At 73.1% G+C, this 21722-nt stretch carries 15 protein-coding genes, 1 tRNA gene and 1 pseudogene; 5 read left to right on the forward strand and 12 right to left on the reverse strand.

Annotated features, from left to right (window positions below; all coding sequences use genetic code 11):
* Positions 1 to 8 precede the first annotated feature (8 nt).
* Positions 9 to 320, reverse strand: a complete 312-nt coding sequence (locus IE313_RS16475) for a hypothetical protein (RefSeq protein WP_189932809.1) — start codon at positions 318 to 320, stop codon at positions 9 to 11.
* Positions 321 to 421: 101 nt separating this feature from the next.
* Here IE313_RS16475 and IE313_RS16480 point away from each other — a divergent pair, with 101 nt between their 5' ends.
* Positions 422 to 652, forward strand: a complete 231-nt coding sequence (locus IE313_RS16480) for a DUF4287 domain-containing protein (RefSeq protein WP_189932811.1) — start codon at positions 422 to 424, stop codon at positions 650 to 652.
* A gap of 224 nt (positions 653 to 876) precedes the next feature.
* Here IE313_RS16480 and IE313_RS16485 read toward each other — a convergent pair whose 3' ends face one another.
* Together IE313_RS16485 and IE313_RS16490 are read right to left on the reverse strand one after the other, a co-directional pair.
* Positions 877 to 1782: a Bax inhibitor-1/YccA family protein gene (locus IE313_RS16485; protein WP_189932813.1), complete on the reverse strand. Its 906-nt coding sequence runs from the start codon at positions 1780 to 1782 to the stop codon at positions 877 to 879.
* A 418-nt stretch (positions 1783 to 2200) separates the two neighbouring features.
* Positions 2201 to 3403 (reverse strand): 4-hydroxybenzoate 3-monooxygenase, encoded by a 1203-nt coding sequence (locus IE313_RS16490; RefSeq protein ID WP_189932815.1) that lies wholly within the window; start codon positions 3401 to 3403, stop codon positions 2201 to 2203.
* A 376-nt stretch (positions 3404 to 3779) separates the two neighbouring features.
* On the opposite strand from IE313_RS16490, the gene IE313_RS16495 reads away from it, so the two are divergent.
* Entirely contained in the window at positions 3780 to 5651 is a 1872-nt protein-coding gene (locus IE313_RS16495; protein WP_373317003.1) for an IclR family transcriptional regulator domain-containing protein, read from the forward strand.
* Positions 5652 to 6224: 573 nt separating this feature from the next.
* Positions 6225 to 6422: a hypothetical protein gene (locus tag IE313_RS16500; RefSeq protein ID WP_189932817.1), complete on the forward strand. Its 198-nt coding sequence runs from the start codon at positions 6225 to 6227 to the stop codon at positions 6420 to 6422.
* A gap of 297 nt (positions 6423 to 6719) precedes the next feature.
* Here IE313_RS16500 and IE313_RS16505 read toward each other — a convergent pair.
* Positions 6720 to 6805: transfer RNA gene (locus IE313_RS16505), tRNA-Leu, on the reverse strand.
* 426 nt (positions 6806 to 7231) lie between these two features.
* Between IE313_RS16505 and IE313_RS16510 the strand changes: the two genes are divergently transcribed.
* Together IE313_RS16510 and IE313_RS16515 are read left to right on the forward strand one after the other, a co-directional pair.
* On the forward strand, positions 7232 to 8038 hold the full coding sequence (locus tag IE313_RS16510; protein ID WP_189932819.1) for an ABC transporter ATP-binding protein: 807 nt from the start codon (positions 7232 to 7234) through the stop codon (positions 8036 to 8038).
* 23 nt (positions 8039 to 8061) lie between these two features.
* Positions 8062 to 10590 (forward strand): ABC transporter permease, encoded by a 2529-nt coding sequence (locus IE313_RS16515; protein ID WP_189932821.1) that lies wholly within the window; start codon positions 8062 to 8064, stop codon positions 10588 to 10590.
* Positions 10591 to 10807: 217 nt separating this feature from the next.
* On the opposite strand, the gene IE313_RS16520 is transcribed toward IE313_RS16515, so the two are convergent.
* The 8 genes and pseudogenes from IE313_RS16520 to IE313_RS16555 all read right to left on the reverse strand — a co-directional run bounded on the left by IE313_RS16520 (position 10808) and on the right by IE313_RS16555 (position 21504).
* Positions 10808 to 12154: a class I SAM-dependent methyltransferase gene (locus IE313_RS16520; RefSeq protein WP_189932822.1), complete on the reverse strand. Its 1347-nt coding sequence runs from the start codon at positions 12152 to 12154 to the stop codon at positions 10808 to 10810.
* A gap of 290 nt (positions 12155 to 12444) precedes the next feature.
* On the reverse strand, positions 12445 to 13851 hold the full coding sequence (locus IE313_RS16525) for an NAD(P)/FAD-dependent oxidoreductase (RefSeq protein WP_189932824.1): 1407 nt from the start codon (positions 13849 to 13851) through the stop codon (positions 12445 to 12447).
* 1065 nt (positions 13852 to 14916) lie between these two features.
* Positions 14917 to 15870 (reverse strand): Ppx/GppA phosphatase family protein, encoded by a 954-nt coding sequence (locus IE313_RS16530; RefSeq protein WP_189932826.1) that lies wholly within the window; start codon positions 15868 to 15870, stop codon positions 14917 to 14919.
* 76 nt (positions 15871 to 15946) lie between these two features.
* Positions 15947 to 16468, reverse strand: coding sequence for a DUF501 domain-containing protein (locus IE313_RS16535; protein ID WP_189932828.1), 522 nt, complete (start codon positions 16466 to 16468; stop codon positions 15947 to 15949).
* Between the two features lie 497 nt (positions 16469 to 16965).
* Positions 16966 to 17457, reverse strand: a pseudogene (locus IE313_RS16540) (FtsB family cell division protein); the annotation flags it as partial.
* 175 nt (positions 17458 to 17632) lie between these two features.
* Positions 17633 to 18922, reverse strand: coding sequence for a phosphopyruvate hydratase (gene eno / locus IE313_RS16545; RefSeq protein ID WP_189932832.1), 1290 nt, complete (start codon positions 18920 to 18922; stop codon positions 17633 to 17635).
* Between the two features lie 482 nt (positions 18923 to 19404).
* The gene (locus IE313_RS16550; protein WP_189932833.1) at positions 19405 to 20130 is read right to left on the reverse strand and encodes a LysM peptidoglycan-binding domain-containing protein; all 726 of its coding nucleotides are present in this window, start codon (positions 20128 to 20130) and stop codon (positions 19405 to 19407) included.
* A gap of 456 nt (positions 20131 to 20586) precedes the next feature.
* A complete protein-coding gene (locus tag IE313_RS16555) occupies positions 20587 to 21504 on the reverse strand; it encodes a transglycosylase family protein (RefSeq protein WP_308439179.1) in 918 nt (305 codons plus the stop codon).
* Positions 21505 to 21722 lie beyond the last annotated feature (218 nt).

Below are 21722 nucleotides of genomic sequence, written 5' to 3' on the forward strand. Positions count from 1 at the left end.
AGCACGGCTCAGACCGAGGCACGTTTGCGGGCCTCCTCCACGAGCGCGATCGCACGGGTCAGGTCGGCCGGATCTGTCAACACCAGGGCGAGATCCCGCCCCGCCACGGTGATCTGGTCGGCGGCCGCGAACATACCCGCGTCCGGCATCTCGCGCGGCGCGCCGTCCGGGTCCTCCAGACGCTGCGTCCATCGGGCGAATTCCCTGGCCAGGGCCAGGGCCTCGGCCGCCGCGCCACGCTGGAGCCGACTCTGGGGAGCGGCCCGGAGCCGGTCGGCGAAGTGATCCACTGCGGCCGTCAGGGGGGAGGTATCGAGCACCCCGCGACCTTATGCGTCCGACCAGGACTGTTGCCAACACGCAAACGCTCAGGCACGGTGGCGTGAAGGACGGACCACATCGAAAGCCGCCGGAGGCGCCGATGTCTCAAGTCTTCTCCCAGGAGACCCACCGCAACCTGCTCGCCCGTATCCCCCAGTGCACCGGTCGCGATATCTCCGACTGGCTGCGCACTGTCGACGAAGGTCCTTCACTCAGCCGCTTCGAGGAGAAGGTGAGCTGGCTGCGGGGGGAGCACAACCTCGCCTACGGCCACGCCAAGGCCATCGTGCACGAGTACGACCTGCGCCGCGCCGCGCGCAAGCTGCTCTGAGCCGGCCGGCCCGGTGGTGCGGGCCCACCACCGGGCACTGCCTCGTCGGGCCCCTGTGCGGGAAGGGCCCGCGAACGGCGTTCGCGGGCCCCGTCTCGCATGTCCGGGTCGTCAGCCTCGTCAGCGTCCAGGGCCTCGGAAGTCCTGGTCGTTCGCGTTACGGCCGTCGGCGTCCCCGGCAGCCCGGTCCTCGTCGGGTGCCCGGGACCGGATCGCCGTGTCGATCAGTTGTCGCTCTGCAGGATGGCGATCAGACGCAGGAACTCCAGGTAGATCCAGACCAGGGTCAGCGTCAGACCGAACGCTCCCAGCCACGCCTCGCGGCGCGGCGCGCCGTACGCGATGCCCGTCTCGATCTGCTTGAAGTCCAGGGCCAGGAAGCAGGCGCCGATCAGCACGCCCAGGATGCCGAAGACGATTCCGAGGCCGCCGCTGCGGAAGCCGAGGCCGTCGCCGCCGCCGAAGACCATGAACAGCATGTTCACCGCCATCAGGCCGACGAAGCCGAGCGCGGCGGCCATCACGAAGCCGTAGAACCTGCGGTTCACCCGGATCCAGCCGGCCTTGTACGCCACCAGGACGGCCACGAAGACGGCCATGGTGCCGATCACCGCCTGCATGGCGGCGCCGCTGGCGATGCGGTTGTCGACGATGCTGGAGAGCACGCCGAGGAAGACGCCCTCCAGGGCGGCGTAGGTGAGGATCAGCGCGGGCGTGGGCGTCCGCTTGAAGGACTGGATCAGGCCCAGCACCATCGCCACCAGGCCGGAGACGACCGCGACGCCGTAGGAGCGGTTGATGTTCGCGTCGTCGACCGGCAGCAGCGCCCAGGCGAGCGATGCCGCGACGATGAGCACGCCGAGCGTGGCGCCGGTGCGCACGACGACGTCGTCCATCGTCATGCGGTCGGTGGCGGCCGGGGCCTGCGGCGGGGCTCCGTGCTGGAGGCCCTGCTGGGCGTACGGGTTCTGTGCGTAGGGGTTGGTGGGGGCGCCTGCGTACGCGCCCGCGTACGGGTTGCCCTGCGTGCCGACTGCGGGTCCCCCGGCCTGCGGCGCCGCGTGGAAACCCGCGTAGCCGTTGTCGCGGCTGAACCCCCGTCGCGAGAAGACCGGGTTACTGCTCCTCATGTCACTCCTCCATAACCACCGTGCGTGGTCTTGGGCTCAAGAGTAATGGGTGGGCAAAGAATTGACTCTCCTGCTAGGGGACGATCCTTGCGCCTCCCTGACGCCGAACACGGTACGCCCGATGACGATTCCCCGCCCCGCCGTACCCAATGCCTGTGGACAACCTGTCACACAACGGTAATTGGCCTGTGGACTACCGGATCGGGCGCGGGCCGGCCGTGGTAATGGGATCGGGCGTGTCGAACACATCGAACAGCCGCGCTCGAAAGCGTCGAACGGCCATGGGGGACGGGCCTGGCCGGACGGAGTCACGAAGGGGCCGAGGGACGACGGGGCAGGACGACACGGCGGAGGGACGACGGGGCGGAAGGGCGGGCAGTCCTGCGGGTGTGCCTGCGGGTGGCTCGGACCGGCCGGCTCAGTCGAAGGAGAAGCCCGTGTAGCACTCGGCCAGGTCCTGTTCCGCGGCGCGCGAGGTGGCGATGCGGTCGAGGCGGGCCCGCTGTATGCGGTCGTCGAAGGGCGTCGCGTCGGGCGACCGGTGCAGCATCGTCGTCATCGCGTAGGAGAAGCGCTCGGCCTGCCAGACGCGCCGCAGGCAGGTCCCCGAGTAGGCGTCCAGGAGCGCCGGGTCGCCGGTCTCCCGGAAGTGCACGAACGCGCGCGCGAACGTGACGACGTCCCCGACGGCGAGGTTGAGGCCCTTGGCCCCGGTGGGCGGCACGATGTGGGCGGCGTCCCCGGCGAGGAAGAGCCGGCCGTACCGCATCGGTTCGTGGACGTAGCTGCGCATCGGTGTGACCGACTTGGCGGTGACGGGGCCCCGGTTCAGCACCCAGTCGTCGTCCGGGGCGGTCTCCAGGCGGCGTTCCAGCTCGTCCCAGACGGCCCCGTCGCTCCAGGCGGCGGCGTCCGTGCCCGCCGGCACCTGGAGGTAGAGCCGGGAGACCGCCGGGGAGCGCATGCTCAGCAGCGCGAAGCCGCGCTCGCTGCGGGCATAGACCAGCTCGTCGTGCGACGGCGGCACGTCGGCCAGGATGCCGAGCCAGCCGAAGGGGTAGGTGCGCTCGAAGACCCGGGAGACGGCGGCGGGCACCGCCGCGCGCGAGACGCCCCAGAAGCCGTCGCACCCCACGACGTACTGGCATTCGAGGACGGACTCGCGCCCCGCCTCCCCGTCCCGGCCACCCCGTCGGGTGAAGCGCACCCGGGGGCGGTCCGTGTCCGCGCCCTCGACCGCGAGCGCCTCCGTCTCGAAGAGCAGCGGCCCGCCCTCCCGGAGCTGGAGCGCCACCAGGTCCTTGACGACCTCGGTCTGGGCGTAGACCGTCACCGACCTGCCGCCGGTGAGGCCCGGGAAGTCGATCCGGTGGCGGCGCCGGTCGTAGCGCAGCTCGATGCCGTCGTGCCGCAGCCCCTCGCGGTCCATCCGCTCGCCCGCGCCCGCGGAGCGCAGCACGTCGACCGTGCCTTGTTCGAGGATCCCGGCCCGCTGCCGCTGCTCCACGTAGGCGCGGTCGCGGGACTCCAGGACGACGCTGTCGATCCCGGCGTTGTGCAAAAGACGGGCGAGGAGGAGGCCGGCGGGACCGGCTCCGATGATGCCGACGGTGGTGCGCATGGGTGTCCTGTCGGGTCGGAGTGGGCGGCTTGCCCACGAGCTGTTCGCATGGTGAACTTTCGTTCACAAGAAGTCCCAAGGAGTCTCTGTCCGGGCCCCGCGGGTGTCAACGCCCTGTACCGCCGTACAAGGAACCCGTCCGCGGACCACCGCTCCCGTCACCCGCGACCCGCACACGCCCTCGGCACACGGGCCCCGCGCGGACGGCAGCGGGCACGGCAGCGGGCGCACGGCTGCGGCAGCGGGCCCCACCGCACGGGGTGCCGGCCCGCGGACCCGCGGCCCGGACGCGGCTGCCGTGGGCCGCTTCCGCACGCGACCCGCGGCGGAGGAGTACCGGCGAGCACCGGCGGGAGCCGTGCGGAGAGGGGTGCGTGTGGACGGGCGGGCCGAAGCGTCCGGGGGTCTCCCGGTGGGCCGCGGGCGGACGGCGGCGGGACGCGGCGGCCCGCTCGCAGCGCCCGGGAGCGCCGCGCGGGACGCGTGGGGCGGCGAGTCCGGCCCCGACCGCGTACGGCCGCTGGAGCGCGGCCTGGCGGTGCTGAGGGCGCTGTCCGGGGCCGGGGCGCCGATGCGGGCGGGCGACCTGGTGCGTGCCACGGGGCTGGCCCGCTCCACCGTGGACCGGGTGGTGGCCACCCTGCTCCGGCTCGGGCTGCTGCGCCAGCACGGCCAGGAGCTGTCCACCACCCCGCGCCTGATGGCGCTCGGCAACGCCTACCTCGCCGCGAGCGGCCTCACCGGCGAGGCGGTCGCCCGCACCGGGCGGCTCGCGGACGAGCTCGACGAGTCGGTCTCCCTGGCGGTGCCGGACGGCGACGGGGTCAGGTTCGTCGCCCAGGCCGTCCGGCGGCGCACCATGTCCGTGGCGTTCCGCATCGGCGACCTGCTGCCCGCGGAGCGCTGTGCGCCCGGTTCGCTGTTCGCCGCGGAGTGGGACACGGCGGGGTGGGCCGCCTGGCGGGCCGGCCGTGCCGCCGATCCCGAGGGCACCGCCTTCCCCGCGGTGCCGCCCCTCGCCGTCCACGAGGCCCGGTTCGCGGCGCGCGCCGCACGGGCGGCCGACGCCGGCTGGGCCCTGGACGAAGAGCTGATCGAGCCGGGCCTGATCGCCGTCTCCGTGCCCGTGCCCGACGGGCACGGCCGCACCCGCTGCGCCCTGAGCGTCGTCAGCCACACCAGCAGGCACACCGCGGCCGACCTCGCGGACCTCGTCCTTCCGCGGCTCCGGGCGGAGGCCGCACGCCTCGCGGAAGCCTTCGCGGCACCCGAGCCCGCACCCCCGGCCGCCGGTACGCACCGGGCCCCGCGCACCCTCCGGCCCGCCGTCGCGCCCCCGGCCACCGTCGCGCCCCCGGCCTCACACGCCCCCGCGCCCGGCGACGGGCCGGCGCCCGGATGCGCCCCCGCGCCCGCCCCGCCCTCCCCCGCCGCCCTGGCCCGCGCCGCCAAGGAGGAGCTGGGGCCCGGGTTCCTCCAGTCGCTGGCCCGGGGCCTCGCGGTCCTGGAGGCGCTGGAGGGCGCGCGGGGCCCCGGCCTGCCGCTGGCCGCGCTCGCCGCCGCGACGGGCCTGCCCCGGGCCACCGCACGCCGCTGCCTGCACACACTGGCGCGCGAGGGGTACGCGGCCTGCGACGGCCGTCTGCACCGCCCGCTGCCGCGCGTCCTGGAGCTGGGCTACGCCCGCCTGTCCCGGCTGTCCTTCGCGGAGCTCGCGCAGCCGCACCTGCGGGACCTGGCGGAACGGGTGGGCGAGCCCGCCTCGGTGGCCGTGCTCGACGGCCCGGACGTCCTCCATGTGGCGAGCGCCCCGGGTGTGCGCATCATGAGCCCGCACATCACGCCCGGGACGCGCTTCCCCGCGTATCCGACGGCCACCGGGCGGGTGCTGCTCGCCGGGCTGCCCGAAGCCGAACGCCTACGCGTACTGGCCGCCGTCCCGCCCGGACCGCTCACCCGCCGGACGGTCACCGCGCCGCGGCGGCTGGCGCAGCTCGTGGCGCAGGTGGCGCGGGAGGGGCACGCGAGCGTCGACGAGGAGCTGGAGGAGGGGCTGCGCGCGGTGGCCGTGCCGATCAGGGACGCGGCCGGCCGGGTCGTGGCCGCGCTGAACGTCTCCCGGCACACGGGCGGCACCCCCCTGGCGGCGGCCCGCGACGCGCTGCTGCCCGCGTTGCGCACGGCTGCCGCGGCGATCGAGACCGACCTGCACACGGCGGAACGCTTCAACCCGGTGCCGGTGCGCTAGCCCCGTGCAGCGCGGCCCCACCGCGGCCCTGGGTATGCGTGCGCCCCACCGCGGCCCTGGGTATGCGTGCGCCCCACCGCAGCCTGGGCGTGCGCGGGCCCCACCCACAGCCCTGTGCGTGCGCGGGCCCGCACAGAAGTGCTCGGTCCCGTCCGCCCCCGGGGCGCCCGTGCCCCGGCCGTGCCGCGCGCTCGTGCCGTGCCCGTGCGAGAGCCCGGTCCCGCCGTTCCCCACGCGCGCGGGGTCCGGCGCTCCCGCCCGTGTGGGCACCCGGCTTTCCGGGTGCGGCGATCGTCGCGTGCGGACGCGCTCCCCGCTCGCGGAGCGCCCGTCCCACCCCGTCCCACCGCGTGCCGAGGCGCGTTCCAAGGCGCATTCCGAGGTGCGTTCCGATCCGCCGTGAGGGGCCGGAGAGGCCCGAGTGACCCGATACACACGAGAGCGCCCAGCGGCCTGCCGAAGCGCCGCCGACCTGCGACGAACCCCGTAGGGGACTGGCGCGAAGGGTGCCGGGCACCCTACGGTCGGAAGGCCTTCACTCCGCCTTCACTCGCCTACCCGTAAGCTTCACACATGGCCACGACTTCTGATGCCCGTCCCGTGCGGTCCGCCGCCGCGGTGAACGAGGAGATCCGTGCGCTGTGGCTGCGCGCCGGAGGGCGCCTCTCCGCGGAACAGCGGCGTACCTACGAGCAACTGGTCACGGAGTGGTCCGCGGCCGTGCGCGCCAGCGCCCTGGAGACCAGCGACGAGAGCGCCGGAGCGGCCTGACCGGTCACCGCTTCGGCCCGGCGCCCGTCCCTGCGCGCCCGTCCACCGCGTCGAACCCGCTGTTCACTTCGAACCGTGCCGACCCCAGGTCCATTCCCGTCCCGGGGTGTCCGCCACCCCGGGGGTCAGCCCGGCCGACCCCTCGTCAGGGACACCGGCGACCCGGTCGGGGGCGCCGCCCGGAGGCACACATCGACGACGGCTGCGGCGGTGCTTCCGTAGTACTCCCGTACCGCTCCCGCCGGACGCCCGGCCAGGGTCGCCGTCCGCTTCTGCGCCGGCTCAAAAGCCCAAAGGTGGTGCCCGGAACCGGACTTGAACCGGTACGCCCGCGAGGGGCAGCGAGGTTTAAGCTCGCCGTGTCTGCATTCCACCATCCGGGCAGGCCGTGCGCTCCGTCGAGAGTCCGAGCCTATCGGGAGGCCTCCCCCGAACTACGGTGCGGTGGACCGATGTTGTCTTATTTTATTGAGCCCTGAGGGGTCGTCAGACCACGTGGGCGGCTGTTCCCACTCGCCAACAGCCCTTATGCAGGGCCGCACGGCACGGTACGGAATGACGGAATTTCACCGTACCCTCGGACGATTTCACGGATACCGCCACGGTTACGCGCCGCATAACGGGCATCATCCCGCGGTCAGCACGGGCCTGGCCCCTCTGAAGGCCGTTTGTCATCCCCAGGTATGACGGGCGGTGGCGCCGTCCGACCACAGACGGCCCCGGAAACCGGAACAGCGACTGACTACACCGCTCCGCTCGGGCGAAACGATGGGAGAGCCCAGAACCCGTACTGACAGGAGCACTCCTCCGTGACGACCACTCCCATCGCCGGCCGGGCCACCGTCGTGGCCGCGCGTGCCACTGAACTGACCAAGGTCTACGGTCAGGGCGAGACCCAGGTGGTCGCCCTGGACCACGTCTCCGTCGACTTCCGGGCCGCGGAGTTCACCGCGATCATGGGCCCGTCCGGATCGGGCAAGTCCACGCTGATGCACTGCGTCGCGGGCCTGGACGACTTCTCCTCCGGCTCGGTGCGGATCGGCGACACCGAGTTGGGCACGCTGAAGGACCGCCAGCTCACCCGGCTGCGCAGGGACAAGATCGGCTTCATCTTCCAGGCGTTCAACCTCCTGCCGACCCTCACGGCACAGGAGAACATCACGCTGCCGATGGACATCGCGGGCCGCAAGCCGGACAAGCAGTGGCTGGAGGAGGTGGTCGGCATGCTGGGACTCGGCGACCGCCTGGCGCACCGCCCCTCCCAGCTCTCCGGCGGCCAGCAGCAGCGCGTGGCGGTGGCCCGCGCCCTCGCGTCCCGGCCCGAGATCATCTTCGGCGACGAGCCGACCGGGAACCTGGACTCGCGGGCCGGCGCCGAGGTGCTGGGCTTCCTGCGCAACTCGGTGCGCCAGCTCGGCCAGACCGTCGTCATGGTCACCCACGACCCGGTGGCCGCGGCCTACGCCGACCGCGTCGTCTTCCTCGCCGACGGCCGCATCGTCGACGAACTGCACGGGCCGACCGCGGACGCGGTGCTCGACCGCATGCGGATGCTGCCCGGCGGCACCGGCGCACCCCACGGCCGCGGCCAGGCCGCCGCGCACCGGACCGTCTGACCCTCCCCCCACCAGGACCTGACATGTTCCGTACCGCCCTGCGCAACGTCCTCGCGCACAAGGCCAGGCTGCTGATGACCGTGCTCGCCGTGATGCTCGGCGTCGCGTTCGTCTCCGGCACGCTGGTCTTCACCAACACCATCTCCGACGCCTACCGGAAGAGCTCCGCCAAGGGGTTCGACCACGTGGACGTCGCCGTGACACCGGGCTCCGGCCGCCGGTCGGACTCGCCCGACGAGGACCCCGAGCTGACGGAGAAGCTGCGCGCGAGCGCCGAGAAGGCGCCCGGCGCGGCCTTTGCGACCGGCGTCGTCGAGGGCTTCACCGCGATCGCCGACAAGCACGGCAAGCTGCTCGGCGGCGGCTTCCGCTCGCAGGGCGGCAACTACTGGGGCAGCAAGGACCCCCGCTACCCGCTGCGGGACGGGCACCCGCCGAGGGGCGCGGACGAGGTCGCCATCGACGCCGGGACCGCCGGGCGAGCCGGCTACCACGTCGGCGACCGCATCCGGATGTCCGTGGACGGACCGGTGCGCAAGCCCGTCGTCGCGGGCATCTTCACCACCGACGACGGCAACGTGGCCGCCGGCGGCAGCCTTGCCCTGTTCGACACGGCGACCGCCCAGAAGCTCTTCCACAAGGAGGGCCGGTACGACGAGATCGACGTGGAGGCTGCCCCCGGCACCAGCCAGACCGAACTGCTCGACGCCCTCGGCCGCGCCCTGCCCGAGGGCACGGTGGACACCACGACGGGCCGGCAGCTCGCCGACGACCAGGCCCGCAGCATCGCGTCGTCCATGGACAGCATGAGGACGAGCCTGCTCGCCTTCGCCGGGATCGCCCTGTTCGTCGGCGTCTTCATCATCGCCAACACCTTCACCATGCTGGTCGCCCAGCGCACCAAGGAGCTGGCCCTGCTGCGCGCCGTGGGCGCCTCCCGGCGGCAGGTCACCAGGTCGGTGCTGCTGGAGGCGCTGGTGGTGGGCGCGGTCGCGGCCGTCACCGGACTGCTCGCGGGCATCGGCATCGGCGCGGGCATGCGGTCCCTGGTGGCGTCCCTGGACACCGCCACCGTGCCCAGCGGTCCGCTGGTGGTGTCGCCGGGCACCGTCGCGACCGCGCTCGCCGTCGGGATCGTCGTCACCGTTCTGGCGGCCTGGCTGCCGGGGCGCAGGGCCGCCAAGATCCCGCCGGTGGCCGCGATGAGCAGCGTGCACGCCCGGCCGACCACCCGGTCCCTGGTCCTGCGCAACACCATCGGCGCGCTGTTCTCCGCGGCGGGCACCCTCCTGGTGCTGGCCGGCACGCGTATGGCCGGTGACTCCGGCAAGCCCGTGGTGGGCCTGGGCGCCGCGGTCCTGGTGATCGGCGTCTTCGTGCTGACGCCGCTGCTGTCCAGGCCCCTGATCGCCGCCGCCGCGCCACTGCTGCGCGTCTTCGGGGTGGCGGGCAGGCTCGCCCGGCAGAACTCGGTGCGCAACCCGAGGCGCACCGCCGCGACCGCCTCCGCCCTGATGATCGGCCTGACCCTGATCACCGGCCTGACGGTGATCGCCGGCAGCGCCCAGCAGGCCATCGACAGGATGGCGGTCTCGGCGCTGCAGGCGGACTACGTCGTCTCCATGGCGAACTACAACGGCCTCTCGCCCGACGTGGCGCGCACCATCGCGGCCACCGGCGGAGTGACCGCGTCCAGCCCGATGAGCGACGCGCCCGCCCGTGTCGGGAGCAGCCGCCACTTCCTGACGGGTGTCGACGGGCACGACATCGGCAGGCTCACCGACCTGCCCGTGTCGGACGGCTCGTTCCGGGTGAGCGGCCCTGACGTCGTGGTCGACGACCAGACCGCCCACGACCAGGGCTGGCGGGCGGGCGACAGCCTCAAGGTGACGTACGAGGACGGCAAGGCGGGCCGACTCACCGTGGCGGGCGTCTACCACGGCAACGACATGATCCGCGGCATCCTCGTCGACGACGCCACGCTGCGCCCGCACCAGAGCGACCCCACCGACACGCAGGTCCTGGTCAAGACGGCGCACGGCCCCCAGGGCAGCGTCAAGGACGCGCTGGAGCGCGCGCTCGGGAACAACCCGGCGATCCTCGTCCAGGACAAGCAGGACATCTCCGCGGGGATCTCCAAGACGTTCACGCTGATGCTGAACATGCTCTACGGCCTGCTGGCGATGGCGGTCGTCGTCGCGGTGCTCGGTGTGGTCAACACCCTGGCCATGTCCGTCTTCGAACGCTCCCAGGAGATCGGCATGCTGCGCGCCATCGGGCTCGACCGGTCGGCCGTCAAGCGGATGGTGCGCCTGGAGTCGGTGGTCATCTCGCTGTTCGGCGGGGTGCTCGGCGTCGGCCTCGGCGTGTTCTTCGGCTGGGCGGCGGGGAAGCTGATCGGCTCCCGGATCGACACCTACGAGCTGGTCGTCCCGTGGGCCCGGATGGCGGTGTTCCTGGTGATGGCCGCGGTCGTCGGCGTTCTGGCCGCCATGTGGCCGGCCCGCAGGGCGGCACGGCTGAACATGCTGAACGCGATCCACGCCGAGTAGTCCGCCCGGCTCCCCCGCTCCCGCCTCCGGCCCCACACGGCGGCGGGACGCCCGCCCCGGAGCGGGCGGGCACGCCCTCCCAGGGAGCCCGTCCACCGACGTGCTCCCTGGGAGGGCCACTCGCCTCGCCCGGGCACCGGCAACCCCGGCACCCCGATGTCCCGGCGTCCCGGCGTCCCGGCGTCCCGGCGTCCCGGCGTCCCGGCGTCCCGGAACGCTAGTTCCAGGTGCGGGACCGCAGCGGCATCCCCGAGGTGCCCGGGGCGGGCGTCTTCACCGCGAGGAGCTGGTTGACGCCGATCCGGTTGCGCTCGAAGGACAGCGCGGAGGCGGCCATGTAGAGCCGCCAGACACGGGCCCGGCCCGGACTGGTGAGCCGGACGGCGCGCTGCCAGCCGGCCTCCAGGTTGGCCACCCAGTGGCGCAGCGTGAGCGCGTAGTGCTCGCGGATCGCCTCCAGGTCGCGCACCTCGAACCCGGCACGCTCCAGCAGCGACACGGTGGTGCCCACGGGCGCGAGCTCACCGTCCGGGAAGACGTACGCGTCGATGAACTCGTCCACCTGGTACGCGGACTCGTCGGCCACCGGGCGGCGTGCGATCTGGTGGTTCAGCAGCCGCCCGCCGGGCTTGAGCAGCGCGTACAGGTCCTGCGCGTACTCCAGGTAGCGTGCCTTGCCGACGTGCTCGGCCATGCCGATGGAGGAGATCGCGTCGTAGGGCCCGTCGACGACGTCGCGGTAGTCCTGGACGCGGATCTCCACCTTGTCGGTCAGGCCCTCGTCCGCGACCCTCTTGCGGGCGTAGGCGGCCTGCTCGGAGGAGAGCGTGATTCCGACGACCTGCGCCCCGTGCTCACGCGCGGCGTGGATGGCCATGGAGCCCCAGCCGCAGCCGACGTCCAGCAGCCGCTGGCCCGGCTTCAGGTCCAGCTTGCGGGCGATGAGTTCGAGCTTGTCGCGCTGGGCGTCCTCCAAGGTGCCGTCCGGGCGCTCCCAGTACGCGCACGAGTAGACCATCGACGGCCCGAGCACCAGCTCGTAGAAGTCGTTGCCGACGTCGTAGTGGTGGCTGATGGCCTCCTTGTCGCTGTTCTTGGTGTGCAGATGGCCGCGGCGGGTCCTGCGCATCTCCTCGCGGGGCGGCGGCGGGGGCGGCAGCGGGCCGGCCAGCGCCGCGAAGGACTGCACGGCGGAGCGCATACCGGGGTCGCGCAGTGCGTCGAGCGCGCGTTTGAGTGCCTTCACGCTCCGGGCGCCCGCGCCGCCCGCGCCCGGGGACGCGGTGTCCTCGGTGTCACGCTCCCAGAACAGGCCCGTCATCCGATCGAGTGCCTCGTAGAGGTCGCCTTCGACATCGAGGTCGCCGGCCACCCAGGCTCGGGCCAGGCCCAGCTCACCCGGTTTCCACAGCAGCCTGCGCAGTGCCCGGCGATGGCGTACGACGAGCACGGGACCGTCGGGCGGGCCCTCCTCGGAACCGTCCCAGGCCCGCAACCGCACTGGGAGCGGGGCTCCCAGCATCTGCTCCGCAAGCGTCTTCAGCCGCAGCGCGGCATCCGGCATGGCACACACCTCCGTGACGTCGATCCCCGGAACCGTCGACACAACGTAAACACGGGCGGCATGCTCCCGCAGTCCCGCTCGTTCGCCATGGAACGGCAAAGATAACTGTATGAGCCATGCATCGTGGTGAACAGGTGAACGCCGCAGGAGGCGACCGCGTGCACGCCGGGAGGGCGCGGGCGGGACCGTGGCCGCGGGCGGCGCACACGCCGAAGGGGCGCCCGCACCACGGATGGCGGGCGCCCCTTCGGAGCGTGCACGGCGCGGCCTGCGGCGGCCGCTCGGGAGGGTCAGGAAGCCTTGGCCTTCTCACCACCGGAGGCGGCGGTGACCTCGGCCTCCTTCGGGACGGCCGGGGCCGGGGCGGGCTTGGCCGCCTCGTAGAACTCCTCGCGGGGCGTCTCGATGGCGCCGAGCGAGACGACCTCGCGCTTGAGGAACATGCCGAGGGTCCAGTCGGCGAAGACGCGGATCTTCCGGTTCCAGGTCGGCATGGCCAGGCCGTGGTAGCCACGGTGCATGTACCAGGCCAGCCGGCCCCTGAGCCGGATCTTCGTCTTGCCGACGACGACCATGGCGACACCCTTGTGCAGGCCGAGCCCGGCCACCGCGCCCTTGTTGGCGTGGCTGTACTCCCGCTGCGGGAAGCCGCGCATCGCGGAGACCACGTTGTCGCCGAGGAGGCGGGCCTGACGCAGCGCGTGCTGGGCGTTCGGCGGGCACCAGGCGTTCTCGACACCGGCCTTGCGGGCGGCCATGTCCGGAACCTGGGCGTTGTCGCCGGCGGCCCAGATGTAGTCGGTGCCCTGCACCTGGAGGGTGGCCGCGGTGTCCACATGGCCGCGCGGGCCGAGCGGCAGGCCGTAACGGGCCAGCGCCGGGTTCGGCTTGACGCCGGCGGTCCACACGATGGTGTGGGAGTCGACCTCCAGGCCGTTGTTCAGCACCACGCGGCCGTCGACGCAGGAGTCCATGCCGGTCTTCAGGTAGACCTCGACACCACGGCTCTCCAGGTGCTCCTTGCCGTACTGGCCGAGCTTCGGGCCGACCTCCGGGAGGATCTTGTCGGCGACGTCGACGAGGATGAAGCGCATGTCCTCGCGGGAGACGTTGGTGTAGTACTTGGCTGCGTCGCGCGCCATGTCCTCGACCTCGCCGACGGTCTCCGCACCGGCGAAGCCGCCGCCGACGAAGACGAAGGTCAGGGCCTTGCGGCGGACCTCCTCGTCGGTGGTCGAGTCGGCCTTGTCGAGCTGTTCGAGGACGTGGTTGCGCAGGCCGATGGCCTCCTCGACGCCCTTCATGCCGATGCCCTGCTCGGCGAGGCCGGGGATCGGGAAGGTCCGGGAGACCGCGCCGAGCGCGATCACCAGGTAGTCGAAGGGCAGTTCGTACGCCTCACCGACCAGCGGAGCGACGGTGGCTACCTTGCGGTCCTGGTCGATCGTGGTGACTCGGCCGGTGAGGACCTCCGCCCTGGGCAGCACGCGTCGCAGCGGCACGACGACGTGCCGGGGCGAGATGCTGCCGGCCGCGGTTTCTGGGAGGAAGGGCTGGTACGTCATGTACGAGCGCGGGTCGACGACCGTGACGGTCGCCTCGCCGTAGCGCATCTTCTTCAGGATGCGACGAGCTGCGTACAGGCCTACGTACCCACCGCCTACTACGAGGATCCTGGGACGCTCCGTGGTGCTCATGCCATCGAGTATCCACCCGTCCGGAGGGGGGTCTCGTGCGCCCCTTCACAAGCTTTCCAATGAGGTGTGCTACCCTGCCCGGCCCCGGTGGCCGGGGCCGTCCGGAGTCCAATGGACGGCCGGGTGGACCGCCGGCGGCCGTATACCGCCACCCACTCCGCGCCACCCCTTGTGAGCTGCCCCTCAGGGTTCGGCTGTGGCCTGCGCCACGGCCCCTTTTCATCGGAGTGACACATTCCCGTCATCGGGCCGTGGACGATCACACCGAGGCGCCACCCCGTCCGTGCGCACAGGACACCGGGAAAGCGGCCCCTACCGGGCCCAATTCCTTGTGAAGAACTTCACGAAGTTTTCCCGCGAGGCCCGTTCCCGTGGCCCCGGCAGGCTCCGCCGGGGCCCCCGAAGGCCGTCCGGCAGGCTGTTCCGCGGGGCATCCGGCGGGCCGTCGACAGGCCCTCCGAGGCCCGTCCGCGGCCCTGACGGAGGGGCGCGCACAAGGCCCGGACGCGCCCCGGCACGGGCCCGTCCGCGCCGGCCACCGCGCCTTCCGAGCCACAGGCGCCACCCCGGCGAGGGCCGGGGCACGGGTACCACCCCGGCGAGGGCCTATGCGCACCGCGTGGTCGGGGCCTGTGTGCCGGTGGCCGGTGGCCGGTGCGAGCGGCCGCGCCGTCCGGGCGCCGGTCGCCTGACCCGCCTCTCCGGGCGGCTGCCCACCCTCGCTGGTCACGCCTCTCACCACGGCGGCGCAACGGCAACCGGAGGCCATCGGCCGGCCGGCGGCCATGCGCATCCTGGCCGCGGTGACCGCGCTCGGCGGCGGGCCCGTACCGCGAGGAGGCCGGCGCCCTCGCGGTACGGGTCGCCGGCGTCAAGGAGCTCACCGGCCCGTCGGGGATGGACCGGCCGCGGGCCGGAAGCCACCGGGTCGCCCACCGGGTCGGCGAGGGCGAACCCGTCGACCTCGCCGTCGAGGTGGGCGACCGGCGGGACGTCCACCGCCGTCCTTGAGCCCCGCCTTCGCGCCATCGCCGACGCCACCGGCGCACGGTCGGGATCCGCCCCTCAGTGCCGGTCAAGCGCCAGGGACCACCCGATGCCGTCCAGGATGTCGTGCTCGCTGACGAGCACCTCGTCGGCTCCCGAGCGTTCCATGACCGCGAGCAGGATGAGGGCGCCGGAGCCGATGACGTCCACCCGGCCGGGGTGCATCACGGGGATCTCGGCACGCTCGGCATGGGTGGCGGCGAGCAGGGAGCGGGTGATCTCGGCGACCTGGGCACGCGGCACGCGTGCGTGGTGGATGGCCGCCGGGTCGTACTCCTTCAGGCCGAGCGCGATGCCCGCGACGGTGGTGACCGAACCCGCGAGGCCGACGAGGGTGCGGGCCCCGGTGAGCGGCACGGTCCGGGCGGCGAGGTCGAGCGCGGCCTCCACATCGGCGCGTATGGCGTCGATCTGGGCCGGTGACGGCGGATCGCCGATCGCGCCGTCCCGCACGAGGTGCCGCTCCGTCATCCGTACGCAGCCGATGTCGACGCTGCGCGCCGCCCGCGCCCGGTCCCCGCCGACCACGAACTCCGTGGAGCCGCCGCCGATGTCGACCACCAGATAGGGCCCCGGCAGGTCCGGCCGCCCCACCAGGTCTCGGGTGGCGCCCGTGAAGGAGAGGTCGGCCTCCTCGTCGCCGGTGATGACCTCAGGACGCACGCCCAGGATGTCCTGCACCCCGCCGGTGAACACATCGCGGTTGGCGGCGTCGCGGGACGCGGACGTCGCCACGAACCGCACCCGCTCCACGCCGTGCCCCTCGATCAGTTCGGCGTACCGCCGGCACACGGCGAACGTCCGCTCCAGGGCCTCCGCCGCGAACCGCCCCGTCTTGTCGACGCCCTGGCCGAGCCGGACGATCTCCATCCTCCGTTCGAGGTCGACCAGTTCACCGGTCTCGGGGGCGACGTCGGCGATGAGCAGCCGCAGGCTGTTGGTACCGCAGTCGATGGCGGCGACACGGGTCATACGGACTCCTGTTGGATGCGGGGCGAACGGCCCGCCCCGGTGGGACGGAGGGGAGGCGGCGAAAGGCGTGCGGTGCTCATTCCGCCTTGACCTGGACGCACGGCCCGCGCCACCACCACTCCGGCAGCATCGCGAGCGCCTCGTCCCCGAGCGGGTTGACGCCGGGCCCCGCCGCCAGCGCGTGCGCGACCAGCACGTGCAGGCACTTCACCCGGTCCGGCATCCCGCCGGCGCTGGGAAAGCCCGTCAGCTCCTCGATCCCGTCCCGGCACCGCAGGTAGTCCTCGTGCGCGGCCCGGTACGCCGCGGCGAGTTCGGGGTCCGACGCCAGCCGGTCCGTCATCTCCTTCATGACGCCCTCGGCCTCCAGCGTGCCGATCGCGGACGCGGCCCGCGGGCAGGTGAGGTAGTACAGCGTCGGGAAGGGCGAGCCGTCGGGCAGCCGCGGCGAGGTCTCCACGACGTCGGGCAGCCCGCAGGGGCAGCGGTGCGCGATGGCCCGCAGGCCGCGCGGTGGGCGGCCGAGCTGCCGCGCACAGGCCGCGGTGTCCGCTTCGGTCGGCTCGGTGCGCTCGGTGGGCGGCGGGGGCGTCTGCATGGCCGGGATGGTGTCTCTCATCAGTCGGTCGGGCCCGGTCCGGCGGGCTGCCGGTCGGGCGGGTGGGGCCGCCGGGCGGCGGGTACGGCCGGGGCTCGGGCCCCGGGCCCTTTGGTCCTTTGGCCGGTGGGCGGCCGGGCCCCGGGCCGCCGTACGGGTCCGTGGCGGGCCTCATGGGTCCGTGGCGGGCCTCACGGGGTCGGGCAGGGCCGGCCGGGCCCCAGGGGCCCGGGGCCCCGCCGGTCACGGTGTGCGTACCGGTGGCGGTGTGCGCACCCGCGACGGCCCGCGCACCGGTAACGGCGGCCGTGCCGGCCGGCGGTGGTGCCACTCCCTGCGGGAGCACCGGTCCGGGCGGCCGTACCGGCTCAGCGGTTCCGCCCGGTGCCGTCACCCGTGTCGTCTCCGGCAGCGGCGGTTCCAGGGGCCTTCGCGGCCCCGCCGGCCTCCTCGGCCCGGCCGGACGCGCCTGCTCCGCCTGGCCTGCCTCCTGGCCCGTCCTGTCCGTCTGCTCTGTCCAGGGTCTCCCACATGTGCGCGTACCAGGGCAGCCCGGTGGGTGCCCGGGAGCCCTCGTCGGCGCGCGAACGCCTGACGGAGTCGGGCTGCACGGCGGTGTACCCGGTCTCACCGGGCCTGACGTAGTGCAGCCGCTTGCGGATCTGCTGCTCCGCGTACGCGTCGTCCTGCCAGCGCGCCTTCTGGTCGCGCAGCCGCTCGACGCGGGCCCGGTCCGCCGCCAACTGGCGGCGCATGTCGGCGATCTCGGCGCGCTGCGACACGTACTGCCGTATCGGGTACGCGAGCGCCACGATCAGCGTGCAGAGCACCAGGGCGAGCAGCGCCGCCCGGCCGGTGAGCCGGGAGCGGCGGGCCTGGCGCCTGCTCTGGGAGCGGTAGACACGGGCCGCGGTCTGCTCGCCGAGCAGCCGTAGCCTGGTCGCGGTGGAGAACCGGTCGCGGCCTGTGTCCCGGACCTTTCCGGGCATGTGTTCGCGCCTCCCCTGCATGTACCTGCGTCCCCGCACACGGTACGGGACCGGGCGCGGGGACGGAGGGATCCGCGAGTGTCAGCCGGCGTCCCCGCCCCGTGCGGAGGCACGCGGGGCGCCGTACCGGCGCAGCCGCCGGACGTCCTCCCGGCCGACGCGCTGCGCGCCGGGCCTACTGGTCCGCCGGACGAAACCGCGGGAAGGCGCTGCGGCCCGCGTACACCGCGGCGTCGTCCAGGATCTCCTCGATGCGCAGCAACTGGTTGTACTTGGCGACGCGCTCGGAGCGGGCCGGGGCACCGGTCTTGATCTGACCGCAGTTGGTGGCGACGGCGAGGTCGGCGATGGTGACGTCCTCGGTCTCGCCGGAACGGTGGGAGATCATGCACTTGAAGCCGTTGCGCTGGGCCAGCTCGACGGCGTCCAGGGTCTCGGTGAGCGAGCCGATCTGGTTCACCTTGACCAGCAGGGCGTTGGCGGAGCCCTCCTCGATGCCGCGGGACAGCCGCTCCGGGTTGGTGACGAACAGGTCGTCGCCGACCAACTGGACCTTCTCGCCGAGCTTCTCGGTGATGATCTTCCAGCCGTCCCAGTCGTCCTCGAACAGCGGGTCCTCGATGGAGACCAGCGGGTAGGCGTCGACCAGCTCCGCGTAGTACTCGGTCAGCTCGGCGGCGGTGCGGTCCTTGCCCTCGAAGGCGTAGACGCCGTCCTTGTAGAACTCGGACGCGGCGACGTCCAGGGCGAGCGCGATCTGCTGACCGGGGGTGTAGCCGGCCTCCCTGATGGCCTCCAGGATGAGGTCGAGGGCCTCGCGGTTGGAGCTGAGGTTCGGGGCGAAGCCGCCCTCGTCGCCGAGGCCGGTGGAAAGGCCGCGCTCCTTCAGCACCGCCTTCAGCTTGTGGTACACCTCGGCGCCCCAGCGCAGGGCCTCGGAGAAGGACTCCGCGCCGATCGGGGCGATCATGAACTCCTGGATGTCCACGTTGGAGTCGGCGTGCGAGCCGCCGTTCAGGATGTTCATCATGGGCACCGGCAGCAGGTGCGCGTTGGGGCCGCCCAGGTAGCGGAAGAGCGGGAGGTCGGACGCTTCGGAAGCGGCGTGCGCGACGGCGAGCGAGACACCGAGGATGGCGTTGGCGCCGAGGCTCGACTTGTCCGGGGTGGCGTCCAGGTCGAACATCGCCTGGTCGATGAGGCGCTGCTCGGTGGCGTCGTACCCGACCAGCTCCGGGCCGATCTGCTCGATCACGGCGAGTACGGCCTTCTCCACGCCCTTGCCGCCGTAGCGGTTGGCGTCCCCGTCGCGGAGCTCCAGGGCCTCGAAGGCACCCGTGGAGGCGCCGGAGGGGACGGCGGCACGGCCGGTGCTGCCGTCGTCGAGGCCGACCTCGACCTCGACCGTGGGGTTGCCTCGGGAGTCCAGGATTTCCCGGGCTACGACGACGTCGATGGACGGCACGAGCATCTCCTTCTGGGATGTGACGCTTGGCGAGTGCAGGTTTCGTTGGCCTTGCGGCATGAGCCTAACCGGCCCGGGGACCGTGGCCCGCGACCGCCCGTCCTCTGGGACGGATCGCGGCGGGCACGGCCTTGCCCGGGCGGGGGCCAGAGGCTATTACCAACCAGTAGCACCGGTTGCCCGCGCCGCGCGGCCGGACCCGTGGCCACCGCGGGTCCGGTGGCTCCTGCGGCCCCTGTGACCCCTGTGGTCCCTGCGGCCACTGCGGGCCCCGTGCGTGCCGCGGCCCCCGTCCGCCCCGTCGGCCCCGTGGACACCGTGGGCCCCCTCGGCGCCATGGTTCCCGTGGTGCCGAGGGTTCCCGCCGCACGGGCCTCCCCGTGGCGCGCAGAGCCCCGCCCCGGCGCGTCGGGGGTCGACGCGCCGGGGCGGGGCGGAAGGAGCCGCAGGTCCGCGCGGGATGGACCGGGGGCCGGCCGGGCTCAGTGCAGGTGCAGCCGCTGGCCGGGGTAGATCAGCGAGGCGTTGTCGATGATGTCGTCGTTCAGCCTGTACAGCTTGTGCCAGCCGCCCTTGACGTGGTGGTCCTGGGCGATGTCGCTGAGCGTGTCGCCCTTCTTGACCTTGTACTCGCCGTCACCCTTCTTGACCTTCTTGCCGGTGGGCGTCGTGACGGTCTGGTGGCCCGCCGGGCGCTGCTGGGACCGCGAGGCGTGCTGGGGCTGCTGGGCCGGCTTCTCGGAGGCGGTGTTCTGGGTCTGCGGGGCCGCGGTGGCGCCCTGCTGGCCCTGATCGGAGCCGGAGGCGGAGCCCCCGCTGTACGGCGTGCTGGACAGGCCCGTGCCGCAGACCGGCCAGGCGCCCTTGCCCTGCCCGGCGAGCACCTTCTCGGCGACGGCTATCTGCTGGTCCTTGCTGGCCATGTCGGCACGCGGCGCGTAGGCGGTGCCGCCGTATCCGGCCCAGGTGGAGTTGGTGAACTGCAGGCCGCCGTAGAAGCCGTTGCCGGTGTTGATGGACCAGTTGCCGCCCGACTCGCACTGGGCGACCTTGTCCCACTCGGAGGCGGTGGCGGCGGAGGCGGTGCCCGCGCTGACCAGCGGGACGGCCACGGCGGCGGCGCCGGCGACGCCGGCGATGGTGACGGCACGGGTGGTGCGGTTGAGCGCGGTCGGGCGGCGGTGCCGGCCCTTGCCGGAAAGCAGCATGGAGTGATCCCCTCACCGACGCCTGCGAGGTGAGCTGTCGGGTTCGGGCCGATGGGGTTCCCCCTGCTCCTGCGAGCACGGGGAGGTTTGCCCGGCCGTGCGGCGTGCGCACGACTTCACCCCTAGCCGGTCCCCGTCCCCGTGCCGCTGCTCGTCCTGGCCGACGCAGCCGCCCGGTCGTGGGTCCGGCACCTACCTTTGGGTCCCCCGCTCCTGCCTACGGCGCTTTGACGCGACGACTGTTCCCGTTCGGACGCCGGCAGGATTCGGCGTGGCGTCCGCCGGTGCCCGCTGTGGCGAGCGGACATGACGGTAAACAGCCGATGCGCCGGATTTCAAAGTGAACCGGGGGTGGTGAGACCCATCTCTCATTCGAGCAAAGCGGACAGAACACCCCGAACTTCCGTCGCTTTTCGTCCGATTCAGCGGTAAAGATCAAGAAGTTTCAGACAATCCTCAGGAAAGATCAAGGGTCTGGCCAGGGAGGATCAGATCCGGATCGGCCCCCACCGTCTTCTTGTTGGCTGCATACAGCGCCGGCCAGCCGCCGTCGAGGTCATGTGACTCGGCGATGTCCGAGAGATTGTCGCCCGGCCGCACGGTGTACACCCCCTCGTCACCGCCGCGCCCCTCTTCCCCCGCACCGCGCGAAGCATGCCGGCCGTCACCCCTGGAGTCGTCCGCGCGGGCGCGGGAGCCCTCGTGCGCATGGTCGCCGCGATGCCGCCCCGCACCGTCCCCGGCGGACGAGGAGCCGGGCGCGCCGCCTTCGCCGGCGGAGGATCCGCCCGCCCCCGCGGACGAGTCCGCCGACCCGGACGGTCCCGACCGCTGCGAGCCGTCACCCCCGCCCGTGGAACGCCCACCCGTCGAGCCGAACGAGTCGCCCGTACCGGATGATGGGGATGAACCGGGCACATGGGACGGCGCCTCGGAGGGGGGCGCCGAGGCGCCGGAGTCATGGGGCGCGCCGGACGCGCCGGACGGGTCGGTGGTGGCGCCCGCACCCGAGGAGGTGGGACCCCCGTCGGCACCCGACGCGCTCGGCGACGCCGAGGAGCCGCCCTTCGCGGTGAGTCCCACGACGTCCGCGCAGCCCGGCCACGCTCCCGGCCCCCGGTCGGCGAGCACCTTCTCGGCGACGGCGATCTGCTCCGACCTGCTGGCCTGGTCCGCACGCGGCGCGTAGTCCAGGCCGCCGTACAGCACCCACATGTTCGGCGAGAGCTGGAGGCCGCCGTAGTAGCCGTTGCCCGGGTCGGCGCTCCAGGAGCCGCCACTCTCGCAGTTGGCGAGCCGGTCCCAGGTACTGCCGTCGGCCGCCTGGGCGTTCGCCGCACCGAGCAGCGGGATGGCGATTGCGGAACCGGTCACTCCGGCCGCGACGACGATGGCGGGGGCTTGTCGGGGGCGACGGTGCCGGCCGTTCCCGGAGAGCATGCGAATGCCTTTCGCGTGGCGGATGTGGCGAACCTGCAAACGGAGCGAGAAGTACTGGTGTGACAGATGTGGCGTGTGTGACGACGGCTGCCGATCGAGGCTGAACGTAGCGGTCTCGAACGCCTGTCACAAGTCGATGCAGCGGAGATCAC

This window comes from Streptomyces sulfonofaciens (assembly GCF_014656295.1).
Lineage (GTDB): Bacteria > Actinomycetota > Actinomycetes > Streptomycetales > Streptomycetaceae > Streptomyces > Streptomyces sulfonofaciens.